At 64.3% G+C, this 22926-nt stretch carries 22 protein-coding genes; 7 read left to right on the forward strand and 15 right to left on the reverse strand.

What is annotated here, in order from left to right:
- Window positions 1–21: 21 nt before the first annotated feature.
- The 5 genes from HLG70_RS21595 to HLG70_RS21615 all read right to left on the reverse strand — a co-directional run bounded on the left by HLG70_RS21595 (window position 22) and on the right by HLG70_RS21615 (window position 4357).
- Entirely contained in the window at window positions 22–1080 is a 1059-nt protein-coding gene (locus tag HLG70_RS21595) for a threonine aldolase family protein (protein WP_171666065.1), read from the reverse strand.
- 5 nt (window positions 1081–1085) lie between these two features.
- Window positions 1086–1820 carry an amino acid ABC transporter ATP-binding protein gene (locus HLG70_RS21600; protein ID WP_171666589.1) on the reverse strand — a complete coding sequence of 245 codons (735 nt, stop codon included), beginning with the start codon at window positions 1818–1820 and terminating at the stop codon, window positions 1086–1088.
- Window positions 1821–1884: 64 nt separating this feature from the next.
- Window positions 1885–2574, reverse strand: a complete 690-nt coding sequence (locus tag HLG70_RS21605; protein ID WP_171666063.1) for an amino acid ABC transporter permease — start codon at window positions 2572–2574, stop codon at window positions 1885–1887.
- 9 nt (window positions 2575–2583) lie between these two features.
- Complete coding sequence (locus HLG70_RS21610) at window positions 2584–3351, reverse strand: amino acid ABC transporter permease (RefSeq protein ID WP_171666061.1); 768 nt, start codon at window positions 3349–3351, stop codon at window positions 2584–2586.
- A gap of 97 nt (window positions 3352–3448) precedes the next feature.
- A complete protein-coding gene (locus HLG70_RS21615) occupies window positions 3449–4357 on the reverse strand; it encodes an amino acid ABC transporter substrate-binding protein (RefSeq protein ID WP_171666059.1) in 909 nt (302 codons plus the stop codon).
- 171 nt (window positions 4358–4528) lie between these two features.
- Here HLG70_RS21615 and HLG70_RS21620 point away from each other — a divergent pair, with 171 nt between their 5' ends.
- On the forward strand, window positions 4529–5461 hold the full coding sequence (locus tag HLG70_RS21620; RefSeq protein ID WP_171666057.1) for a LysR substrate-binding domain-containing protein: 933 nt from the start codon (window positions 4529–4531) through the stop codon (window positions 5459–5461).
- Between the two features lie 21 nt (window positions 5462–5482).
- Here HLG70_RS21620 and HLG70_RS21625 read toward each other — a convergent pair whose 3' ends face one another.
- Together HLG70_RS21625 and HLG70_RS21630 are read right to left on the reverse strand one after the other, a co-directional pair.
- Window positions 5483–6151, reverse strand: coding sequence for a flavin reductase family protein (locus tag HLG70_RS21625; RefSeq protein ID WP_171666055.1), 669 nt, complete (start codon window positions 6149–6151; stop codon window positions 5483–5485).
- Between the two features lie 18 nt (window positions 6152–6169).
- Window positions 6170–6664, reverse strand: a complete 495-nt coding sequence (locus tag HLG70_RS21630) for a VOC family protein (RefSeq protein WP_171666053.1) — start codon at window positions 6662–6664, stop codon at window positions 6170–6172.
- A gap of 163 nt (window positions 6665–6827) precedes the next feature.
- Here HLG70_RS21630 and HLG70_RS21635 point away from each other — a divergent pair, with 163 nt between their 5' ends.
- Window positions 6828–7733, forward strand: a complete 906-nt coding sequence (locus HLG70_RS21635; protein WP_171666051.1) for a LysR family transcriptional regulator — start codon at window positions 6828–6830, stop codon at window positions 7731–7733.
- A gap of 59 nt (window positions 7734–7792) precedes the next feature.
- Here HLG70_RS21635 and gyrB read toward each other — a convergent pair whose 3' ends face one another.
- The 3 genes from gyrB to dnaA form a co-directional block, all read right to left on the reverse strand.
- Window positions 7793–10240 (reverse strand): DNA topoisomerase (ATP-hydrolyzing) subunit B, encoded by a 2448-nt coding sequence (gyrB, locus tag HLG70_RS21640; RefSeq protein ID WP_171666049.1) that lies wholly within the window; start codon window positions 10238–10240, stop codon window positions 7793–7795.
- Window positions 10241–10337: 97 nt separating this feature from the next.
- Window positions 10338–11447, reverse strand: coding sequence for a DNA polymerase III subunit beta (gene dnaN, locus HLG70_RS21645; protein ID WP_171666047.1), 1110 nt, complete (start codon window positions 11445–11447; stop codon window positions 10338–10340).
- A gap of 2 nt (window positions 11448–11449) precedes the next feature.
- Complete coding sequence (gene dnaA, locus HLG70_RS21650) at window positions 11450–12907, reverse strand: chromosomal replication initiator protein DnaA (protein ID WP_171666045.1); 1458 nt, start codon at window positions 12905–12907, stop codon at window positions 11450–11452.
- A 425-nt stretch (window positions 12908–13332) separates the two neighbouring features.
- On the opposite strand from dnaA, the gene rpmH reads away from it, so the two are divergent.
- The 5 genes from rpmH to HLG70_RS21675 all read left to right on the forward strand — a co-directional run bounded on the left by rpmH (window position 13333) and on the right by HLG70_RS21675 (window position 17677).
- A complete protein-coding gene (gene rpmH, locus HLG70_RS21655) occupies window positions 13333–13467 on the forward strand; it encodes a 50S ribosomal protein L34 (RefSeq protein ID WP_006228069.1) in 135 nt (44 codons plus the stop codon).
- Window positions 13468–13577: 110 nt separating this feature from the next.
- A complete protein-coding gene (locus HLG70_RS21660; RefSeq protein WP_171666587.1) occupies window positions 13578–13949 on the forward strand; it encodes a ribonuclease P protein component in 372 nt (123 codons plus the stop codon).
- Complete coding sequence (gene yidD, locus HLG70_RS21665) at window positions 13946–14218, forward strand: membrane protein insertion efficiency factor YidD (RefSeq protein WP_171666043.1); 273 nt, start codon at window positions 13946–13948, stop codon at window positions 14216–14218. The genes HLG70_RS21660 and yidD overlap by 4 nt, the downstream gene beginning before the upstream one ends.
- A 48-nt stretch (window positions 14219–14266) precedes the next feature.
- Window positions 14267–15946 (forward strand): membrane protein insertase YidC, encoded by a 1680-nt coding sequence (yidC, locus tag HLG70_RS21670; RefSeq protein WP_171666041.1) that lies wholly within the window; start codon window positions 14267–14269, stop codon window positions 15944–15946.
- Window positions 15947–16231: 285 nt separating this feature from the next.
- Window positions 16232–17677, forward strand: a complete 1446-nt coding sequence (locus HLG70_RS21675; RefSeq protein WP_171666039.1) for a catalase — start codon at window positions 16232–16234, stop codon at window positions 17675–17677.
- An 89-nt stretch (window positions 17678–17766) separates the two neighbouring features.
- On the opposite strand, the gene HLG70_RS21680 is transcribed toward HLG70_RS21675, so the two are convergent.
- From HLG70_RS21680 to HLG70_RS21700, 5 genes are all read right to left on the reverse strand, one after another.
- A complete protein-coding gene (locus HLG70_RS21680) occupies window positions 17767–18645 on the reverse strand; it encodes an ABC transporter permease (RefSeq protein WP_171666036.1) in 879 nt (292 codons plus the stop codon).
- Window positions 18646–18655: 10 nt separating this feature from the next.
- Window positions 18656–19486, reverse strand: a complete 831-nt coding sequence (locus HLG70_RS21685) for an ABC transporter ATP-binding protein (RefSeq protein WP_171666034.1) — start codon at window positions 19484–19486, stop codon at window positions 18656–18658.
- Between the two features lies 1 nt (window position 19487).
- Entirely contained in the window at window positions 19488–20531 is a 1044-nt protein-coding gene (locus HLG70_RS21690) for an ABC transporter substrate-binding protein (RefSeq protein WP_171666032.1), read from the reverse strand.
- Between the two features lie 47 nt (window positions 20532–20578).
- Complete coding sequence (locus HLG70_RS21695) at window positions 20579–21487, reverse strand: TauD/TfdA dioxygenase family protein (protein WP_171666030.1); 909 nt, start codon at window positions 21485–21487, stop codon at window positions 20579–20581.
- Between the two features lie 177 nt (window positions 21488–21664).
- The gene (locus tag HLG70_RS21700; RefSeq protein ID WP_171666028.1) at window positions 21665–22864 is read right to left on the reverse strand and encodes a M20 aminoacylase family protein; all 1200 of its coding nucleotides are present in this window, start codon (window positions 22862–22864) and stop codon (window positions 21665–21667) included.
- Window positions 22865–22926: the final 62 nt, after the last annotated feature.

Here is a 22926-nt window from a genome sequence, read left to right on the forward strand (position 1 = left end):
CGCACCCCAAGAAATCCTGAATCAGCGGGCCTTCAGCACCGTGGAGAAAGCCCGCACCGCCACGTCGATGTCCTCGTCGTCGATATGCCGGTGGGTCACGCAGCGCAGCCGCGTGCGGCCCCACGGACGGGTCAGGACGCCCTCGGCCTGCAATGCCGCGACCCACTGCGCATTACTCATGCCGGTATCGGCGGTCTCGACCTGCACGATGTTGGTCTGCGGCACGGTCGCCGACAGCGTCGGGGCCAGCCGGTTGATGCCCTCGCTGAACTTGCGCGCGCGGTCGTGATCCTCGACCAGCCGCTCGACCATGGCCTGCACGCCTTCCAGGCCCGCCGCCGCCATGATGCCCGACTGCCGCTGCGTGCCTCCCAGCATGCGGCGCAACGTGCGCGCCTTGGCCAGGACCGCCTGGCTGCCGGCCAGTACCGCGCCCACCGGCGCGCTCAGCCCCTTGGAAAGGCAGAGCGACACCGTATCCGCATGGCGGCTGATATCCGCTGCGGGCACGCCCAGCGCCACCGCGGCGTTGAACAGGCGCGCGCCATCCAGGTGCACCGGCACCCCGGCCGCGCGCGCCATGCCGTGCACCGCCTGCATGTGGTCCAGCGGCAGCACCGTGCCGCCGGCATTGTTGTGCGAGGTTTCCATCGCCACCAGCGACGTCTTCAGCTTGTGCCCGCCGGTCTGCAGCGCGTCTTCCAGGCGGTTCAGGTCCATCGCGCCGTCGGTGCCGGACACGCCCTGGTAGAACAGGCCGGTGAACGTGGCCGCCCCCCGCTCCGACGTATACATGTGGGCGGACGATTCCAGCACCACCTGCTCGTTGCGCTGGGTCTGCGCCAGCACGGCCAGCAGGTTGGCCATGGTGCAGCTGGGCACGAACAGCCCGGCTTCCTTGCCCAGGCAGGCCGCCACATGGGCTTCCAGCGCGCGCACGGAGGGATCGCCATCCAGTCCATCATCGCCGATAGGCGCGGTGCGCATGCGCTCGTACATGGCCGCGGTGGGATGGGTGACCGTGTCGCTGCGCAGGTCGACGGGAGTGGCCGGGGAGGCCGCGGGAGTCCGCTGGGTCATGGCTATCAATGCTGCAGAATTTTGGAAAGAAACTGGCGCGTGCGCGGGGCACGCTCCTCCACATTGCCGAAGAACTGCTCCTTGGGGCAGTCTTCCACAATCTTGCCGCCGTCCATGAAGATCACACGGTCGGCGACGCGGCGGGCAAACCCCATTTCGTGGGTCACCACCATCATCGTCATGCCCTCGCCAGCCAGATCGGTCATCACGTCCAGCACCTCGTTGACCATTTCCGGGTCCAGCGCCGAGGTCGGCTCGTCGAACAGCATCACCACCGGATCCATCGACAGCGCGCGGGCAATCGCCACGCGCTGCTGCTGGCCGCCCGAGAGCTCGCCGGGATGCTTGTCCTTGTGCGCCGACAGGCCCACGCGCTCCAGCAGCGCCAGCGCGCGCTGGCGCGCTTCGTCCTTGCCGCGCTTGAGCACCTTGACCTGGCCCAGGCACAGGTTCTCGGTCACCGACAGGTGCGGGAACAGCTCGAAATGCTGGAACACCATGCCGGCCACGGCGCGCAGCTTGGGCAGGTTGGTGCGCGGGTCGCCCACCGAGACGCCGTTGACCGTGATGTCGCCTTTCTGGAAGGGTTCCAGCGCATTCACGGTCTTGATCAGCGTCGACTTGCCGGAACCGGACGGCCCGCACACCACCACGACTTCGCCGCGGCGGACGGTGGTCGAGCATTCATCCAGCACCTGGAAGTCGCCGTACCACTTGCTGACCTGCCTGATGTCGATCATCGGGGGATTCGAAGAGAGTTGCATCGTTGAACCTGTGGATAACTAGGAAGCCGAAACGGGAGGCTCAGCGCAGCACCCGCGTGCGCTTTTCCAGCCGCTTGACCAGACGCGATGCCGTGAAGCAAATCACGAAATACACCACCGCCACGAACAGATAGAGCTCCACCAGCCGCCCGTCGCGCTGGCCGATCTTGGACGCCGCGCCCAGGAAGTCCGTCAGCGACAGCACATAGACCAGCGAGGTGTCCTGGAACAGGATGATGACGCGCGTCAGCAGCGCCGGCACCATGTTGCGGAAGGCCTGGGGCAGCACCACGTAGCGCATGCCCTGCCAATGGTTCAGGCCCAGCGCCATGCTGGCCGATACCTGGCCGCGCGCGATCGACTGGATGCCCGCGCGCATGATCTCGCAGAAGTACGCGGCCTCGAACAGGGTGAATGTGATCACCGCCGAATTGAACGCCCCCACCCGCAGGGGGGTAGGCGAACCCACGACCCACGCGGCGATGTAAGGCACCAGGAAGTAGAACCAGAAGATCACCAGCAGCAGCGGGATCGAACGCATCACGTTCACATAGATGCCCGCCGGCACCGACAGCGCCTTGAAGCGCGACAGGCGCATCATCGCCAGCAACGTGCCCAGCGCCAGCCCCATCACCGCCGCCAGCGCGGTCAGCGTCAGCGTGAACGTCATGCCCGTCTGGAACAGGTACGGCATTGCCGTCCAGATAACGTCGAAATCGAATTTGCCCATGTCGGTTCCCTAGGCGCCCTTGCCGGCCGGGCCATTCCTGGCCGCCGAACCTATCAGTCCGGGAACCGCGACATGGCGTTCGAGCAGGCGCATGCCCAGCACGACCATGCCGTTGATGATCAGGTAGATCACCGTCGCGGCCGAGAACGCTTCGAAGATGTGGAAGCTGAACTCCTGCATGGAACGCGCCTGTCCGGTCAGTTCAAGCAGGCCGATCGTCAGCGCCACCGACGAATACTTGATGGTGCCCATGAACTCGGACGTCAAGGGCGGCAGCACGATGCGGAAGGCCTCCGGCAGAATGATGTAGCGGTAGACCTGCGCCTCGGTCAGGCCCAGCGCGGTGCCCGCCTGGAACTGGCCGCGCGGCAGCGACTGGATGCCGGCCCGCACTTGCTCGGCCACCCGCGCCGAGCCATAAAACCCCAGGCACAGCACGGCGGGCACGAACTGCCCCCAAGGCTGAGGCATCTGCTTCATGGCCAGGCCCCACGCGTGCGGCAGCAGCTCGGGCAGCACGAAGTACCACAGGAACATCTGCACCAGCAGCGGCACGTTGCGGAAGATCTCCACGTACGTCGCGCCGATGGCGTTCATCAGGCGGGACTGCGCCGTGCGCATCACGCCCAGCCAGGACCCGAGCAACAGCGAGAAGACCCACGCCGTCAATGCCAGGGCCAGTGTCCAGCCCACGCCGATCAGGAGCGTTTCCAGGAACGTATGCACGCCGTCCGGCGACATCTCCAGGAAAACGTTCCAACTCCAGTTGTAATTCATGCCCATGCCCTTGATCGCAACACCGGCCGCGCCGGGCGGCCGGTGTCCTTACCCCGATCTGCGCCGCGGGACGGCGCAGGTCCCGCAGACGGCCTGCTTACTCGTAGGCCTTGGGGTCGCCCGAGTCCGTCGGCTTGGCCAACGCGCGCTTCAGGGCGTCGCTCATCGGATACTTGAGGTTGATCTGCTTGGGCGGGATCGGCGAATTGAAGTACTTGTCGTACAGCGCCGCCACCTTGCCGGTCTTGATCAGGTCCAGCACGGCGTCGTCCACCACCTTCTTGAAGGCAGGATCGTCCTTGGGCTCCATGATGCCGTAGGGCGCCATTTCCAGGCCCTTGGTGCCGATCACGAAGGCATCGGGGTTCTTGGACGAAGCCACGGCGCCATAAGCGATGCCGTCGTCGTTGGCCGAGCCCGCGGCGCGGCCCGATTCCACCATCAGGATGGTCTCGGCCGTATCCTTGGTGGGCGCCATCGAAATGCCCAGATTGCCTTGCGCATTGAGTTGCAAGATCAGCTTGAACGTCTGCCCGCCCGCTTGCGCGGCGATGGACTTGCCACGGAAGGAATTCAGGTCGTTGGGGTCCACGCCACCGTCCTTGCGCGCCACCAGCACCACTTGCGCCACGAAGGTCGTGGGCGCGAACGACACCAGCTTGTGGCGGGCTTCGTTATTGGTGGTGTTGCCGCATTCCAGGTCGATCGTGCCATTGGCCAGCAGCGGAATGCGGGTGGCGGACGTCGTCGGGTTGTAGCGGACCTCAAGCTTGGGCAGCTTCAGCGCCGCCTTCACGTACTGGGCGACCTCCTGGCAGATCTCCACGGTGTAGCCGATCGGCTTCTGGTTGCCGTCCAGATAGGCAAACGGCACCGAGGTCTCGGGGTGGCCGATGGTGATGACACCGGTTTCACGGATCTTGTCCAGGCGGCTGGGGCCCTCGGCGTGAGCGGACGCGGCGCTGCCCAGCAGGGCGGCGACGGAGATCGCGGCTAGTGCTTTCATCTGATTCCCTTGGCGCCGTACTTGCGGCGCGTGTTTATGTTCACGATCGGCGGTTCCAGACTGGTTGGCGACCGCCGCGTCCCGCGATGAGCCCCGCGGCTGGCAAAAAGTATCAACTAGCAGTATGGTTTTATCCAGTTCCAATCATGTATTCCTCTATACGGATTTGATATGGCCATTCCACGGATGGGCTTGAGACACATCGAGGCGTTCCGCGCCGTCATGATGACCGGTTCCATGACGGCCGCCGCCAAGCGCGTGCATACCTCGCAGCCGCACGTTAGCCGCTTAATTGCGCAATTGGAAGCAATCACCCAGTTTCCCTTGTTCGACCGCAACGGCAGCCGCCTGAGCCCCACGCAGGACGGATCGCGCTTCTTTCAAGAGGTGGAAAAAACCTTTATCGGCCTGGCCGGCCTGGAATCGGCGGCGGCCAGCATCCGCTCGTTCAGCGCTAGCCGCCTGAGCGTGGCCGCCATGCCGCGCCTGGCCGGCGGGCTCCTGGCGCGCATCGTCGCGGCCTTCAAGACGGAATACCCGGACGTCATGGTGGCGATCCACTCCGGAAACGCCAGCACGGTCCACAACTGGATCAGCTCGGGCTTTTGCGACACGGGCCTGGCCATGCTCTCCGGCGAAACGCCCGGCATCCAGGTGGAGCCCGTGCTCACGATGAATTGCGTGGCCGTGCTGCCCCGCGGGCACCGCCTGGCCAAACTGAAAAAACTCAAGCCGGCCGACTTCGCCGGCGAGCCGTTCATAGCCTTTCCCAGCAGCACGCCGCTGCGCGAGAAAATCGACGCGGTCTTCAAGAGCGCCAAGGTCGAACGGCAGATCGTGGCCGAGGCCGGCCTGGGCTCGTCGATCTGCGCGCTGGTCGGCGCCGGTCTGGGGGTGGCGCTCATCAACCCGCTGGCGGCTCGCGAGGAATACGAGGCCAACGGGGTCGAAGTCCGGCCCTTCAGCCCCGCCGTGGCGGTGACGGTGGCGCTGCTATACCCGCCGTACCACACGCGCACGCGCCTGGTCAGCGTGTTTTCGCGCTATGCCCATCAGCTCATGCAGGAAGAAATGGCGGACCTGAAGGCCCGCCCCCCGCGCTGAGGCCGCAAGCCTCGCCCCTTGCTAGGCGAGGTCTTGTTCCAGATAGCCGTCCGCCTCGCCGGACAGCTTCAGCGCCTCCCATTGCGCCAGCGTCAGCTGCGGCATCTGGAAGGCTGCCTGAGGGCGGCAGTACCAGCCCGGGTTGTGCAGCCGGGCCAGCAGGTCCATCTTCGGGCCGTCCAGGTACAGGTGTTCCCGGTCGGCCACCATATCGTCCTGCACATGCATCGCCACCACGTCGGCCACGATCAGGCTGCGGTTGTCGATACGCATCAGCTCATGCACGCGGCATTCGAACGTGACCGGCGACTGCGACACCCGCGGCACCGCCACGCGTTCCGAAGGCGACAGCACCAGTCCCGCTTCCAGCGATTCGTCCACACCCGCCGGGAAGTCCACCGCCGTGACGTTCATCCGCGCGGCCAGGCGGGTGGACACCAGGTTCACCGTGAACTCGCCGCGCTCGGCGATATTGCGCGCGGTGTCCTTGGGCGCGCCATCCCGCAAGCCGATGCCCACGCAGATCAGCGGGGGATCGCCCGACATCAGGTTGAAAAAGGAGAAGGGCGCCACGTTCGTCGCCCCCTTCGCATCCCGCGACACGATCCATGCGATGGGCCTGGGCACGATCGCCGCCGTCAGCAGCTTGTAGCGGGCCGGTCCCGGCAGGGCGTTGAGATCGATGAACATGACTTATCCCCAACCGCCTCAGTCTTGCGCCGGAGTCTGGCCCCGCGCCGGCGCCGCGCCGCCGGCTGCCTTGGCATCGGCGAACACGCGGTCGCTGCGCTTGCAGCGGCAGCGCCCGATCTGATGCAGCTCGATCAGGTTGCCCACCGGGTCGCGCAGGAAGAGCTGCATCAGTTCCGGCGCGGCCACATTGTCCAGCTTCCAGTAGTCCACCCCCTGGCGCTGCAGTTCCGCTTCGGCCGCGGCGATATCCCGCACGGCCAGCGCCACGTGGTTTTCCACAGGGTCCCGGCCCGGACCTTGGGAGTAGGGCGAGGGGCCGTCGCTGCCCAGAAGATGGATCTGGCAGTCGTTGCCCAGATCCAGGAAGTATCCGGCGATGCCCGGGATCTCCCAGCGGCCGACATCCGTGTCCAGTCCCAGCACGTCCCCATAGAACGCGCCCATCGCCGCGACCTGTCCCATGGACATGCGCACCGCGTGATGATGCAGCTCCAGAACTTCCAGCGCCATTTTGTCTCTCCTCGGTTCATCGGGCCGCGCCCACGCGCCGCCAAGGCGGCAATGTTCGCGCCGGCCCTGACGCCGGGAAATGCCGCCTCGCGCAATCTAGAAGTGCACGGAACGCAACCCTGGGCCCGCTACGGACCCGCGTCGCCGCGCTATGCTCGACCGCATGAAATCGCTAGACCTCAACTTGCTGCTGACGCTGGACGTGCTGATCCAGGAAGGCAGCGTCGTCGGGGCGGCGCGCCGGCTCAATCTCAGCACGCCGGCCATGAGCCGCAGCCTTGCCCGCATCCGCGACGCCGTGGGTGACCCCGTACTGGTGCGTTCAGGCCGGGGGCTTGCGCCCACGCCGCGGGCGCTGGAACTTCGCGAGCAGGTCCGGAGCGTGGTTGAACAGGCGCAAGCCGTGTTCACCGCCTTCAGCCAGGACATCAATCTGGCCACGCTTACCCGCGTCTTCACCCTGCGCGCCAACGACGTGTTCGTGGGCGGCTACGGCGGACGCCTGCGCGAGCACCTGCGCCGCCATGCGCCGCGCACCGTGCTGCGTTTCGTATCGGAAGGCGAGGACGACGCCGACGCCTTGAGCGGCGACGCCGATCTCTATATCGGTTCGTCGCAGAAGTTTGGCGCCGACATCAAGGTACAGAGCCTGTTCACCACGTCTTTCTGCGGGCTGGCGCGCAACGAACACCCCATCTTCAACGGCGACATCACGCCGCAGCGCTTCGCCGCCTGCGACCACGTCAGCGTGTCGCGCCGCGGCCGCTCGCAAGGTCCCATCGACCTGGCCTTGGCCGAGATGGGGCTGGCCAGGCAGGTCTCGCTCATCACCCCGACTTTCCACGCCGCCATCTTCGCCCTGGCCGACTCCGACCTGCTGCTGCCGTCCATGCCGGAACACCTGATCCCCGGCGTCAAGCGCCTGGGCCTGGCGTTGCGGGCCTTCCCCGTACCGGTGCCCCTGGCCCCGGTCACGGTGGTGCAGGCCTGGCCGCCACGGCTGGACAGCGATCCCGCGCACCGATGGCTGAGACAGACCATCAAGCAGGTGTGCGACACGGTTTCGTGATCCAAAACGGCGAAGGCCAGCCCGATCGGGCTGGCCTTCGCTGAATGCGAGGTCTGCGGTCAGGCGTCGATATTGCCCGCCGACAGCGCGTGCGCTTCAATGAACGCGCGGCGCGGCTCGACGTCGTCGCCCATCAGCGTGGTGAAGACCTCGTCGGCCGCAATGGCGTCTTCGATCTGCACGCGCAGCAGGCGGCGCACCTTCGGGTCCATCGTGGTTTCCCACAGCTGTTCCGGGTTCATTTCACCCAGACCCTTGTAGCGCTGCTTGGAGATGCTGCGGTCCGCTTCGCTGCGCAGCCATTGCATGGCTTCGCGGAAATCCGACACCGTCTGTTCCTTGCGCTTTTCGCCTTCGCCGCGCGCGGCCAGCGAACGCGTACCGACCTTGCCCAGGAAGCTCTTGGCGGCCTTGGACAGGATGACGTAGTCAGATCCGTTGACGAAGTCGGCGTCGATGATGCTGACGCGCACGTTGCCGTGGTGCATGCGCTGCACGGACAGGCGATGACGCTCGGTGGCCTCGTCGAACTGCGGCACGACTTCCACGCCGTTGCCGTTGATGGGATCACGCATGGCATCGGCCAGGCGCTTCGCGGAGTCCGCGGTGCTTTCGGCGGATTCCAGGTTGATCTCCACGCCTTCGGCCATGGCCGACAGCGCGCCCACGTCGAACACGCGCGCCAGGCGGGCGATGACGCCGTCCGCCGCCACGTACTGGCGGGCCAGGTCCGTCAGCTCTTCGCCGCGGATGATGTTGCCGCCCGAGATGATCTCGGCGTCCTTCAGCGCCAGCTGCAGCATGAACTGCGCTTCTTCCTGGTCGTCCTTCAGGTACCGTTCTTCGCGGCCGACCTTGACCTTGTACAGCGGCGGCTGGGCGATATACACATAGCCGCGCTGCACCAGCTCGGGCATCTGGCGATACAGCAGCGTGAGCAGCAGGGTGCGGATGTGCGCGCCGTCTACGTCCGCGTCGGTCATGATGATGAGGCGGTGATAGCGCAGCTTGTCCACGTTGAAATCCGGGCCGATGCTGGTGCCCAGGGCCGTGATCAGGGTGGCGATTTGCTCGCTGGCGATCAGGCGGTCAAAGCGCGCCTTCTCCACGTTCAGCACCTTGCCGCGCAGCGGCAGGATGGCCTGGAACTTGCGGTCGCGGCCTTGCTTGGCCGAGCCGCCTGCGGAGTCGCCCTCGACGATGTACAGCTCGCACAGCGCGGGGTCCTTTTCCTGGCAGTCGGCCAGCTTGCCGGGCAGGCCGGCGCCTTCCAGCACGCTCTTGCGGCGCGTCATCTCGCGCGCCTTGCGCGCGGCTTCGCGGGCGCGGGCGGCTTCGACGATCTTGTTGCACAGCGCCTTGGCGTCGTTCGGGTGCTCCAGCAGCCAGGTTTCCAGCGTGCGGGCCACGGCTTCTTCAACGGCCGGACGCACTTCGCTGGAAACCAGCTTGTCCTTGGTCTGGCTGCTGAACTTGGGCTCGGGCACCTTCACCGACAGCACGCAGGCCAGGCCTTCGCGCATGTCGTCGCCCGAGGTCTCGACCTTGGCCTTCTTGGCCAGCTCGTTGTCGGCGATGTACTTGTTCAGGATGCGGGTCATGGCCGCGCGCAAACCGGTCAGGTGCGAGCCGCCGTCGCGCTGCGGGATGTTGTTGGTGAAGCACAGCACGCTTTCGCTGTAGCTGTCGTTCCACTGCATCGCCACTTCCACGCCGACCGACACGCCGCCCGCCGCGGACTCGGTGCTGACCGAGAACACGTTGGGATGCAGCACGGTCTTCGCGCGGTTGATGTATTCGACGAAACCCTTCACGCCGCCCGAGAACGCGAAGTTCTCTTCCTTGCCCTGGCGCTGATCAATCAGGCGGATCTTCACGCCGTTGTTCAGGAACGAGAGCTCGCGCAGACGCTTGGAGAGGATCTCGTAGTGGTATTCGATGTTGTTGAAGATGAGCGGATCGGCCAGGAAGCGCACTTCGGTGCCGCGCTTGTCGGTCGTGCCGGTCGCCGCCAGGGGCGCAACGCGCTCGCCCTGGCGGAATTCCATCTGATGCACCTGGCCGTTGCGGCGGATCGTCAGCCGCAGCCATTCGGACAGGGCGTTCACGCAGGACACGCCCACGCCGTGCAGGCCGCCGGACACCTTGTAGGAGTTCTGGTCGAACTTGCCGCCGGCATGGAGCTCGGTCATGACGATTTCCGCCGCGCTGCGGTGGAATTCGTCGTCCTTGTGGATATCGGTCGGGATGCCGCGGCCGTTATCGGTCACCGAGATGGAGTTGTCGGTGTGGATCGTGACGACGATGTCGTCGCAATAGCCGGCCAGGGCTTCGTCGATGGCGTTATCCACGACTTCGAACACCATGTGGTGCAAGCCCGTGCCATCGGACGTGTCGCCGATGTACATGCCGGGGCGCTTGCGCACGGCCTCCAGCCCCTTGAGCATCTTGATCGAGTCAGCGCCGTAGCCGCTGTTCTCGGAAGTGGTGTTCTGCTGATCTGACATGTCTGTATCGATAACGCTTTAAAGAACGGCCTGGCGGCCGGACCGCCCGCGAGCCATCAGGCCCGCAAGCGGCACAATCCCACAAATGGGGCGCGGATCAGATCCGCATGGGCATGACGACGTACTTGAATTGGTCGTCTTCGGGCAGGGTGATGAGTGCCGACGCATTGGCGTCCGGCATGACCGACCACTGGATATTGTCGACTTTCACGTTGGCCAGCACGTCAAGCAAATAGCCCACGTTAAAACCCACATCCAGCGCTTCATGGCCGTAGTCGATGTCGATTTCTTCCTGCGCCTCTTCCTGCTCGGCGTTGGAAGACGAGATCTTCATCTGGTTCTGCGCCAGTTGCAGGCGCACGCCCTTGAACTTGTCCGTGGTCAGGATGGCGGCGCGCTGCAGGCTGCCCTGGAGCGCTTCGCGCCCGACCAGGAAGTGACGCGTGTAGTTCGTGGGAATCACACGCGTGAAATCGGGGAACTTGCCTTCGACCAGCTTGGACACCAGTTCCACGTCACCGAAGCGGAAGCGGATCTGGCCCGGCGCGACATCTATGGAAACCACCTCGTCGGAGTCTTCCAGCAGGCGCTGCATTTCCAGCACGGTCTTGCGCGGCACGATCACTTCGTGGCGTTCGGCAATGCCGTCGGCTTCCGTCGAGCAGTGCGCCAGACGGTGGCCGTCGGTGGCGACGGCGCGCACGCGGCCGGGCTCAAACACCAGCAGCATGCCGTTCAGGTAGTAGCGGATGTCCTGTTGGGCCATGGCGAAGTGCACCATGTTAAACAGGTGGCGCAGCGTGCGTTGCGGCATGGTCAGCGATACATCCCACTGCTCGGGCTGAGCAACGGTGGGGAACTCGCTGGCGGCCAGCGTCTGCAGCGCGAAGCGGCTCTTGGCCGACTGCACCGACAGCTTGTTGCTCGCCAGGGCCAGGCGCACATCGCCCGTGTCCGGCAGCGCCTTCAGGATGTCCAGCAGCTTGCGCGCCGCGACCGTGGTGGACTCGTTGTCCTGGCCCACGCCGAAGTCGGCATGCGTGGTGATCTGCACTTCCAGGTCGGTCGCAATGAAAGCAACCTTGTTGCCTTCCTTGCGCATCAGGATGTTCGCAAGAATGGGCAGGGTATGGCGTCTTTCGACGATGCCCGCCACAGTCGATAGCGGTTTCAGCAATGCATCGCGTGTGGTTTGTACGAGTTGCATGTTCATCCTTTTAGAGTTTGTTCCAACACGTGCAGGGTATGGTTGAGCTCCGCCTGCTTGGCGCGGGCGTCGGAAATCTTGCGAACGGCGTGCAGCACCGTGGTGTGATCACGGCCGCCGAACAAATCGCCGATTTCCGGCAGGCTTTTCTGGGTCAGCTCCTTCGCCAGGTACATCGCAACCTGGCGCGGCAACGCGATATTGGCCGGCCGGCGCTTCGAGTACATGTCGGCCACCTTGATCTTGTAGAAATCCGCAACCGTCTTCTGGATGTTTTCCACGGTGATCTGGCCGTTGGACACCGACAGCAGGTCCTTCAGGGCTTCTTTGCAGACATCGACCGTCAGCACGTCGCGGCCGTGGAAGCGGGCGTAGGCCAGGACCTTGCGCAGCGCGCCTTCCAGTTCGCGCACGTTGCTGCGCAGATGCTTGGCGATGAAGAACGCCACTTCCTCGGGCATGGGCACGCCTTCGGATTCCGCCTTGCGCAAGAGAATCGCCACGCGCATTTCCAGTTCCGGCGGCTCGATGGCCACCGTCAGACCGGAATCAAAGCGCGAGATCAGGCGGCTGTCGATGCCCGACAGCTCCTTCGGATACGTATCGCTGGTGATGATGATCTGCTTGCGCTGCGCCACCATCGCTTCGAACGCGTAGAAGAACTCTTCCTGCGTGCGGTTCTTGCCGGAGAAGAACTGGATATCGTCGATCAGCAGCAGGTCCAGCGAATGGTAGTAGCGCTTGAAATCGTCGAACGCCTTGCGCTGGTACGCCTTGACCACGTCGGACACGTATTGGTCGGCGTGCACATAGCGCACGCGCACCCCCGTGCCCGCGGCCACCATCGCATTGCCGATGGCGTGGATCAAGTGAGTCTTGCCCAGCCCCACGCCCCCGTACAGGAACAGCGGGTTGTAGGAGGTGCCCGGGTTCTCGGCCACTTGCAGCGCGGCGGCGCGCGCCAGCTGGTTGGCCTTACCCGTCACGAAGTTCTCGAACGTCAGGTCGGTGTTCAGGCGCGAGCGCTCGTACACGATATTGGCCGCATCCGCGTTCACTGCCTGGGCCGCGGTCGTCGTCGCGGGAGGGGGCGGGGCGGTCGATACCGTGACGGTCACTGGCGGCGCGCCGCCTGAGGGAGAAGCCGCGGACAGGTGCGTTTGCTCGGGTTGCTGCGTGCGCACGGGCGCGACCGGCATGCGCGGCGCTGCTCCATGAGAAGGCAATTCGAACAGGACCTGTACCGGGCGCTTGAACCACTCCGCGGCCAACGCTTCGATCTGGTGGGAAAAGTTCTTGCGCACCCAATCCAGCTTGAAGCGGTTGGGCGCGGCAACGCGCAGCACCGCCTGCGTTTCGTCGTACGCAAGCGGGACCAGCGGTCGTATCCACGCGCTGATTTGTTGGGGGGGGAGTTCCTGCTCAAGACGACTGACGCAGGTCTGCCAGAATTCTTTCATGTCGCTCTTATTCAAACCTCGATTCTACCTTGCCTGGGCAGGGGTTATCCACAGGGTAGGGCATAAGCGTCTACACTTGCCTGGCTTAACTGTTTGACAAGACAGGGAAAACTTGCTGAAATGGTGGGCTTTTCCGAATTCTGTCTGTCAGAAGGTTTCACAGAGAGCTTAGCCGGGCTTGCCAGAAAGTGGTGTCTTCATTGATGCCTCGCTGGTCAACTGTCCGGTTTTTAGCTTTGCTGAATAGGTCGCCTGGGAAGAAATTCCCAGAGTACCGGGAAGAAATTCTCGGTCCAGAGCCCCGTCTACGAGTTGTTTTTTGCACATGTTGCAAAAATGCTTACTAGATACCCGCTTCTGCATTGCGCGACCTGGAACCCTCCGGGCAGGTCCCTTCTGACTTTTGTTCTTTTTGTGGATCGTCCATGAAACGTACCTACCAACCTTCCGTTACCCGCCGCAAGCGCACCCATGGCTTTCGCGTGCGCATGAAAACCCGCGCTGGCCGCGCCATCCTGAGCGCCCGTCGCGCCAAGGGCCGCAAGCGTCTGGCCGTCTAAGTCCTGGTTTTCCGGTTTTCCGGAAACCTGACTATTTGCACGGACCGGCCATATTGCAAGACCTCTCGCAATCCTGTTCCGGTTCCGCGCAAACGCCTGACCCGCAGTCCATGCCGCGCTCCACGCTTCCACCGGAGGCGCGGCTGCATCGCCCCTCCGAGTTCGCCGCCGCCCTCAAAGGCCGACGTCTTGCCCGAGGGGCGTTCTTCATTGTCAGCTCGGCTCCCAATGATCTGCCTCCCGGCCAGGATGCCTGTGCACGCCTGGGGCTGGTGATCGCCAAGCGGTTCGCCGCCCACGCCAGTACGCGCAACGCCTTGAAGCGGGTCATCCGCGAAGCGTTTCGCCATCGGCGCCTGGCGCTGCCGGCAAAAGATTACGTCGTGCGCCTGCATAGCAAGGTCGCACCCGCCACGCTCACCGCGCTGAAACGCGCGGCGCGAGCCGAAGTGGACGCTCACTTTGAGCGGATCGCGCGATGATCAAGGCTCTACTCATTGCCCCGATCCGGTTCTACAGGTTCTTCCTGAGTCCCTGGATCGGAAGGCAGTGCCGCTTTACCCCCACTTGCTCGGCGTACGCGATCGAAGCGATCGAACGCCATGGCGCCTGGCGCGGCTTCTGGCTGGCTGTCCGGCGCATAGGCCGCTGCCACCCGTGGTCTCCGGGCGGGTTGGATCCGGTTCCGCCGGCCAAGGGAACCAATGACGCCCCGTGCTGCTCCCACAGCCACCGCACCGAGCACGATTGACGCTAAACTGGCGGGCTTTGCTGGCCCGTATTCACTTCAGTAGGCACCATGGATATCCGACGAACCGTCCTCTGGATGATTTTTTCCTTTTCGCTGTTGCTCCTTTGGAACAACTGGCAAATCCATAACGGCAAGCCGTCGCTGTTCGGGGGCCCCACGCCCGCGGCCAGCACGAGCCAACCGCAGGCTGGCGCGAACAACGCGACGCCTTCGGTGCCCAGCGCGCCCGCAGCCGCGGCCAGCGCGCCCTCCGCGGTGCCTGGCGCCGCCGCCCCCGCGCCTGCACGCTCGGAAGAAATCGTCATCACGACCGACGTGCTGCGTCTGACCTTCGACACCATGGGCGCCCAACTGGTGCGCGCCGAGTTGCTGAAGTATCCGGCGACCGGCCAGCCGGACAAGCCCACGGTGCTGCTGGACCGCTCCGCGGGCCTGAACTACGTGGTGCAGACCGGCGTGGTCGGCGCTCCCAATGGCCAGACCTTCCCCACGCACCAGACCCCGTTCCGCCTCGTGTCCCAAGAACGCGAACTGACCGGCGACAACCTGGTTGTCACGTTTGAAGGCGAATCGGGCGGTGTGAAGGTCACCAAGACGTTCACGCTGCATCGCGGCCGCTATGACATCGATGTGCGCCATGACCTGGCCAACATCGGCGCTGCGCCCGTGACGCCCTCGCTGTACCTGCAGCTCGAGCGCGACGGCAACGACCCGGCCGACACGTCGAGCTTCTATCACACCTTCACCGGTTTCGCCGTCTACTCGGAACAGGACAAGTTCCAGAAGAGCACGTTCAGCGACATCGAAAAGAAGAAGGCCAACTACATCAAGCAGACGGACAACGGCTGGATCGCCGTCGTCCAGCACTACTTCGCCACTGCCTGGGTGCCGCCGCAAGGCAAGCCGCGCACGAACGAACTGCTGGAAGTACAGAAGAACCTGTACGCCGCCCGCAGCATCGAAGCCGTGGGCGAGATCGCCCCCGGCGCCGCCGCGCGCGTCGATTCGCACCTGTGGGTCGGTCCGCAAGACCAGAAGGCCATGGCGGCACTCGCCCCCGGCCTGGAACTGGTCGTCGACTACGGCTGGCTGACCATCATCGCCAAGCCGCTGTTCACGCTGATGACCTGGCTGCATTCCATCCTGGGCAACTGGGGCTGGACGATCGTGGCGCTGACCGTGCTGATCAAGGCCGTGTTCTACCCGTTGGCTGCCGCCAGCTACCGCTCCATGGCCCGCATGAAGCAGGTGGCCCCGCGTCTGCAGGCCTTGAAGGAAAAGTACGGCGACGACAAGCAGAAGCTCAATGCGGCCATGATGGAGATGTACCGCACCGAGAAGATCAACCCGCTGGGCGGCTGCCTGCCCATGGTGGTGCAGATCCCGGTGTTCATCTCGCTGTATTGGGTGCTGCTGGCCAGCGTGGAAATGCGCGGCGCGCCCTGGATCCTGTGGGTCCATGACCTGTCGGTCCGCGATCCGTTCTTCATTCTGCCCGCCATCATGATGGCCACCATGTTCCTGCAGATCAAACTGAACCCGACGCCTCCGGACCCCATCCAGGCCAAGGTCATGATGATCATGCCCCTGGTGTTCGGCGGGATGATGTTCTTCTTCCCGGCCGGCCTGGTGCTCTACTGGTGCGTCAACAACACCTTGTCGATCGCGCAGCAGTGGTCCATCACGCGCGCCATGCAGCGCAAGACGGAAGCGGCGGCCAATCGCTGATCGGCGCTCCCGCAAGAACGAAAAACCGGCCCTTTGGGGCCGGTTTTTTTATGCGCGCTGCGCACAGACCGCGAAGGGCACGCTCAGCATTTTCTATTCCCGCACCGGATATCAATAGTTATTATTAATCGTTAGTGGAAGATCAATCAACTTCCCATCGGCCCCCATGGCCCCTATTATGGGTCTGAGTTTGCCGTCCGGCCGCCCCGCAGCCGGGCCGCATCCGCAACGCCGCGCGGCCCGACAGCGGCTCGCGCAATCCAGGAATGACATAGGGAGTGTGCCATGACCGACAAGAAGCCTCTGACCACCGCCTCGGGCGCGCCGGTGCCGGACAACAACAACACGCTGACCGCCGGCCCTCGCGGCCCGGCGCTGCTGGAAGACTTCTGGCTGATTGAAAAACTCGCGCATTTCGACCGCGAACGCATCCCCGAACGCGTCGTCCATGCCAAGGGCTCGGGCGCCTACGGCACGTTCACCGTCACGCACGACATCTCCCGCTACACCCGCGCCAACATCTTTTCCCAGGTGGGCAAGCAGACCCCCCTGTTCCTGCGCTTCTCCACCGTGGCCGGAGAACGCGGGGCGGCCGACGCCGAGCGCGACGTGCGCGGCTTCGCCATCAAGTTCTATACCGACGAAGGCAACTGGGATCTCGTGGGCAACAACACGCCCGTCTTCTTCATTCGCGATCCGCTGAAGTTCCCGGACTTTATCCACACCCAGAAGCGCGATCCCAAGACCAACCTGCGCAACGCCACCGCCGCCTGGGACTTCTGGTCGCTCAACCCGGAATCGCTGCATCAGGTCACCACGCTCATGAGCGACCGCGGCATTCCCGCCAACCTGCGCCAGCAGCACGGCTTTGGCTCGCATACCTTCAGTTTCATCAACAGCGCGGGCGAACGCTTTTACGTGAAGTTCCACTTCAAGTCGCAGCAGGGCATAGCCTGTCTGAGCGATGAAGAAGCCGCGCAGGTGGTCGCCCACGACCGCGAAAGTTCGCAGCGCGACCTCTTCGACAACATCGAGCAAGGCAACTTCCCGAAGTGGACGCTGAAGGTGCAGATCATGCCCGAAGCGGAAGCCGCGACCTACCATATCAACCCGTTCGACCTGACCAAGGTCTGGCCGCACGGCGACTATCCGCTGATCGAAGTCGGCGTGCTGGAACTGAACAAGAACCCCGAGAATTACTTCGCGGAAGTCGAACAGGCCGCGTTCACGCCGGCCAACGTGGTCCCCGGCATCGGTTTTTCGCCGGACAAGATGCTGCAGGGCCGCCTGTTCTCCTATGGCGACACGCATCGCTATCGCCTGGGCATCAACCATCATCAGATCCCGGTGAATGCGCCGCGCTGCCCGTTCCACAGCTTCCACCGCGACGGCGCCGGCCGCGTGGACGGCAATGCGGGCGGCACGCTGAACTACGAGCCCAACAGCGCGGGCGAGTGGAAAGAAACGCCGTCGGCGGGCGAACCGCCCCTGGCGCTCGACGGCCAGGCCGCCGCCCGCTGGAACCACCGGGTGGATGCCGACTACTACTCGCAGCCGGGCGCCTTGTTCCGCCTGATGACGCCGGCGCAGCAGGAGCTTCTGTTCGGCAACATCGGCCGCCACATGGCGGGCGTGCCCGAGGAAATCCAGCGCCGCCAGTTGGAGCACTTCAAAAAGGCCGATCCGGCCTACGCCGCCGGCGTCGCCCGCGCGCTGGGGCTGGAGCTGTAACCATCGGCGGAGCATGAAATTGGGGGCGGTCCCGCAAGGAACCGCCCCCATTCTTTTATCCCCAGCTCCGCGGCGGGACTCAAGGTCCGTCAGCGCTGCATGCCCCAGCGCCTGACCGTCAAACGCTCCAAAGTATCGAATCCCAGGTTTTCCACAAGCAGGCCGATGATCACCACGGCAGCCAGTCCGGCGAACACCCGGTCTGTGTATAACTCGTTGCGGTTCTGAAAGATGTACCAGCCCAACCCGCCCTTGCCGCTGGACGCGCCAAACACCAGCTCGGCGGCGATCAGCGTGCGCCAGGCAAACGCCCAGCCTATCCTCAGGCCCGCCAGGATGGCTGGCAGCGCGGCCGGCACCAATATCTGCAGGACATATCGCAGTCCGGTCAGCCCATAATTGCGCCCCGCCATGCGCAGGGTCTCCGAGACCCCCAGGAAGCCCGCATAGGTGTTCAGCGCCAGCGCCCACAGCACCGAGTGGATCAGGACGAATACCAGGCTGCCTTCGCCCAGGCCGAACCACAGCAACGCCAGTGGCAGCAGGGCGATCGCCGGCAGCGGGTTGAACATTGCAGTCAGGGTGGACAGCAGGTCGCGCCCGAACCGCGTCGACACCGCCAGCGTGGTCAGCACGAAAGCCAGCGCCACTCCGGCCACATAGCCTTGCACCAGCACCCGCAGCGACTGTCCGGCGCGCGCCAGCAGTTCACCACTGGCGATACCCTGGACGAAGGCCTGGGCGGTTTGCCAGGCGCCGGGCAGCAGCAGGTCATTGTCGGTATAGCGCGCCGCCAGTTCCCACAGGCCGGCCAGCAAGGCCAGGATTACCAGCTTGCGCAGGCTGGCATGCTGCCACAGGCGTTCGTGCCACGGCAACGGCGCCTCGGCGGCCTGCGCGGGCAAGGGCGGCAGGTCATATTCCACCTCGGGACGGACCAGGGTCGACCCGGCGTAAGTGCTGTTCATGCGCTTTCCTTCATGCCGCCGCACGCTCGGCAAGCGTGGGCGAGGGCGCATCGAACAACAAGTCATGGATGCGTCTTGCGGCGGCCTGGAAGGCCGCGGAGCCCTGGCTGTGCAGGTCGAAGGCATGTGCATTCAGCTCGGCGCGCACGCGTCCTGGATGCGGCGACAGCAGCAGTACGCGGCTGCCCAGCACCAGCGCCTCTTCGATCGAATGCGTGACGAACAGCAGGGTAAAACGCACGTCTTCCCACAAGGCCATCAGTTCTTCCTGCATGCGCCGCCGAGTCAGGGCGTCCAGCGCCGCGAACGGCTCGTCCATCAGCAGCACGCGTGGCTGCATGGCCAGCGCCCGCGCAATCGCCACGCGCTGCTTCATGCCGCCCGAAAGGGTGTGGGGATAGGCGTCGGCAAAGGCGGACAGGCCCACCTTGTCCAGATAGTGCATCGCGCGTTCGTCGGCCTCGCGCCGGTTCAGCTTGCGCGAAGCCAGCAGCGGAAACGCGACGTTCTGCCGCAGAGTCTTCCAGGGCGGCAGCTGGTCGAATTCCTGGAACACCACGATGCGGTCCGGCCCCGGCCCCTGGACGCGCTTGCCGTCGATCGCGATGCGTCCTTCGGTCGGTTCGATGAATCCGGCGATCGCCTTGAGCAGCGTCGATTTTCCGCAACCGGACGGTCCCAGCAGGATGAAGCGCTCGGCGCCGTGCACATCGAAGCTCACTTGATGGGTCGCACGGACGCGCCGTTCGCGCGTCTTATATTCGATCGACACCTTATCCACAGCCAGCAAGGGCGTGGCCTTTTCAACCTTATCCACAGGGCCGGCGGCGATCAGTCCCATATCAGCTGCCCTGCGCCGTGACGGGATCGTCGAAGAAGTAGTCACGCCAGCTCGCCGGCGCATTCTTGATCGCGCCCACCTTGTGCATGAACTCGGCCAGCGCAAACGTGTTCTGCGGTTCCAGCTTGAACTGCACGTCGGGATTCTTGATCACCTTGATCAGGAAGTCGCGATCCTGCTTGGCGCCGGTGACGCGCAGGTAGATATCCGCCGCCTTCTCGGGATTGGCGGAGGCGAACGCCGCGGCTTCCTTCAGCGCTTCCTGGAAAGCCTTGTAGGTCTTGGGATTGTCGCGGCGGAACTTCTCGGTGGCGAACAACACGGTGGACGAACTGGGGCCGCCCAGCACGTCATAGGAATTGAGCACGATGCGCGCCTTCGGGTTCTCGGCCAGCTCCTGCTCCTGGAAGGGCGGGTTGCCGAAATGGCCCGTGATCTCCGTGCCGCCCGCGATGATCGCGGCTGCCGCATCCGGATGCGGCAGCGCCACCGAAATCTTGTCCAGCTTGTTGAACTGGGCGTCGCCCCACAGCTTTGCCGAGGCCAGCTGCAGCACGCGCGATTGAACCGAGACGCCGACCGCGGGCACCGCGATGCGGTCCTTGTCCGTGAAGTCGGCGATCGTCTTCACGTTCGGGTTGTTGCTGACCAGGTAATAGGGGAAATTGCCCAGCGACGCCACGCCCTTCACATTCTGCTTGCCGTGCGTGCGGTCCCAGATCGTCAGCAACGGGCCCACGCCGGCCCCCGCGATATCCACGGCGCCCGACAGCAATGCGTCGTTCACCGCCGAGCCGCCCGACAACTTGGCCCACTCCACCGAGATATCCACACCCTCGGCTTTGCCGTGTTTCTCGATGAGCTGCTGATCGCGCGCCACGTTCAGCAGCAGATACACGATGCCGTATTGTTCGGCGATGCGAATGCGACCTTCGGCCATCGCGGGCGTGGGCGAGGCCAGCGCCAGCACCGCAAGAATCAGCGCCACGCCGGCGCCGGTGACGGTTTGGACCAGTCGATCCCGTAGAGCAGAGGACAAACGCATGGCGTTCCTTGTGGATAAGTGGTGGCGCGCCGTTGGCGGCCGCATTTTCAGAAAGGCGTATCGCCTTCGATCGTTGTGCGGAACAGCTTGCGGCGCAGATGATCAGGCGTGCCGCCCGCCAGATGGATCAGCGAACGGTTGTCCCAGAACACCAGGTCATGCGGCTGCCAGCGGTGGCGGTAGATATGTTCGGAGCGGATACTGTGCGCGAACAATTCGCCCAGCAAGGCGCGGCTTTCGTCCTCCGGCAGGCCTTCGATGCGGGTCGTGAATCCTTCGCTCACGAACAACGCGCGCCGGCCATTCTCCGGATGGGTGCGCACCACCGGATGCACCACCTCCTGCACCTGCGAGATCTGCTGAGCGCTCAAGTTCGGGCGCCAGTTGCCTTCCTTCTGCAGCTGCCCATACTGGGCCAGATAGGAATGCACGCCACGCTTGCCCTCGATCGCATTTCGCAGGGCGGCGGGCAAAGTGTCGTAGGCCAGGTGCATGTTCGCGAACAAGGTGTCCCCACCTTCCGATGGCAGCTCCTGCGCATGCAGCAAGGAGCCCAGGCTGGGCAGTTCCTTGTACGAGATGTCCGAATGCCAGTATTTGCCTGCATCGCCCAAACCGATCGGCTTGCCGTCTTCCAGGATGTTGGAAACGATCAGGATCTCGGGGTGGCCGGCCAGATGAAACTGATGCAGCACGTGGATCATCAGGCGGCCGAAGCGGCGGCTGAAGTCGATATGCTGCTGCGGCGTGATGCGCTGGTCGCGGAACACCAGCAGATGATGGTCCAGATGCGCCCGGTGAACCCGCGCAAAATCGGCAGGCGCCAGTTCGCGCGACAGATCCAGGCCTATGATCTCGGCGCCCACGGGGCCGGGCAGAGGCCGCAGTTCAAAGGACTGCTCCTGGGGGACGGGGGCGGCGTCAACTTCGCGCCGCAAGGCGTTGCTCTGGGACATCGATCGCTCCGGTTCGCCTTGCGGCATGTCTGGAACGGTCGATTATGGAAAGCACGCCATGTATCTCAAACGAAGTTATCGGCGTTTGAACAAAGCTTCACGTCATATAGAACGAAGCCGCGGGGGAGGCCCGCGACTTCATGAGGAAACGCTTATAAGCAAATAGCGTATCGGTCCTTAGGGCGCCGGCATGAATGCTTCCACGAGCTTCACCCAATAGGTCGCGCCCACCGGCAGCAGGGCATCGTTGAAGTCGTAATTGGGGTTGTGCAGCTGGCACGGTCCCATGCCGTGATAGCTCTCCATGCGATGATCGCCGTCGCCATTGCCCAGGAACAGGTAAGAGCCCGGAATCGCTTCCAGGAAGAACGAGAAATCCTCCGCACCCATGAAGGGCGGCATGTCGCGCAGCACCTTATCCGCGCCGAACGCGTCTTCGGCAACCTTCGCCGCGAAGGCCGTTTCCTTTTCCCAGTTCACCAGCGGCGGATAGGCGCGGACAAAATCCAGTTCGCCCGTGCCGCCGTAGACCTGCGGCAAGGTGGTGGCGATGCGCCGCATGTCGGCCTCGATCTTGTCCAGCGTTTCAACCGAATACGTACGCACCGTGCCACGCAGCACTGCTTCGCCAGGTATCACGTTGTACGCATCGCCTGCGTGGATTTGCGTAATCGACAGCACCGCCTGCTCCAGCGGATTCTTGCTGCGCGAAATGACCGTCTGCAGGGCATGCACCATGTCGGCCGCCACGATGATAGGATCGACCGACGCATGGGGCTGCGCCGCATGGCCGCCAACGCCCTTGATCACGATGTCCCAGCGATTGCTGGACGCCATCGTCGGACCTGCGCGGAAACCGAACTGGTTGACCGGCATGCCAGGCATGTTGTGGATCCCGAACACCGCGTCGCAGGGGAACTTGTCGAACAGGCCGTCCTGCATCATGGCGCGAGCGCCGGCGTTGCCGCCTTCTTCGGCGGGCTGGAAGATGAACACGACGGTGCCGTCGAAGTTCCGGTGCGAGGACAGGTACTGTGCGGCGCCCAGCAGCATTGTCGTGTGCCCGTCATGGCCACAGCCATGCATGCGGCCGCTGATCGTGGACTTGTGCGCAAAGCGGTTGTGCTCGGGCATCGGCAACGCATCCATGTCGGCGCGCAGGCCTATGGTCTTCTTGCCGCTGCCCGCGCGCAGAATTCCCACCACGCCGGTTTTCCCCAACCCTGTGTGGACTTCCAGTCCCCAGCCGCGCAAACGCTCGGCCACCAATGTGGAAGTGCGAGTTTCCTGGAATGCCAATTCAGGATGCGCGTGGATATCCCGGCGCAACGCGGTGAGATCCCCGTGTACGCGTTCGATTTCGGCTATGGTTTTCATGGCTGTGGATAAGCAGTGTAAGTTGACAGGTGACGCATGCTTGAATCGCTTGCTCGTGCGGG

Source organism: Achromobacter deleyi (assembly GCF_013116765.2).
Taxonomy (GTDB): domain Bacteria; phylum Pseudomonadota; class Gammaproteobacteria; order Burkholderiales; family Burkholderiaceae_B; genus Achromobacter; species Achromobacter deleyi_A.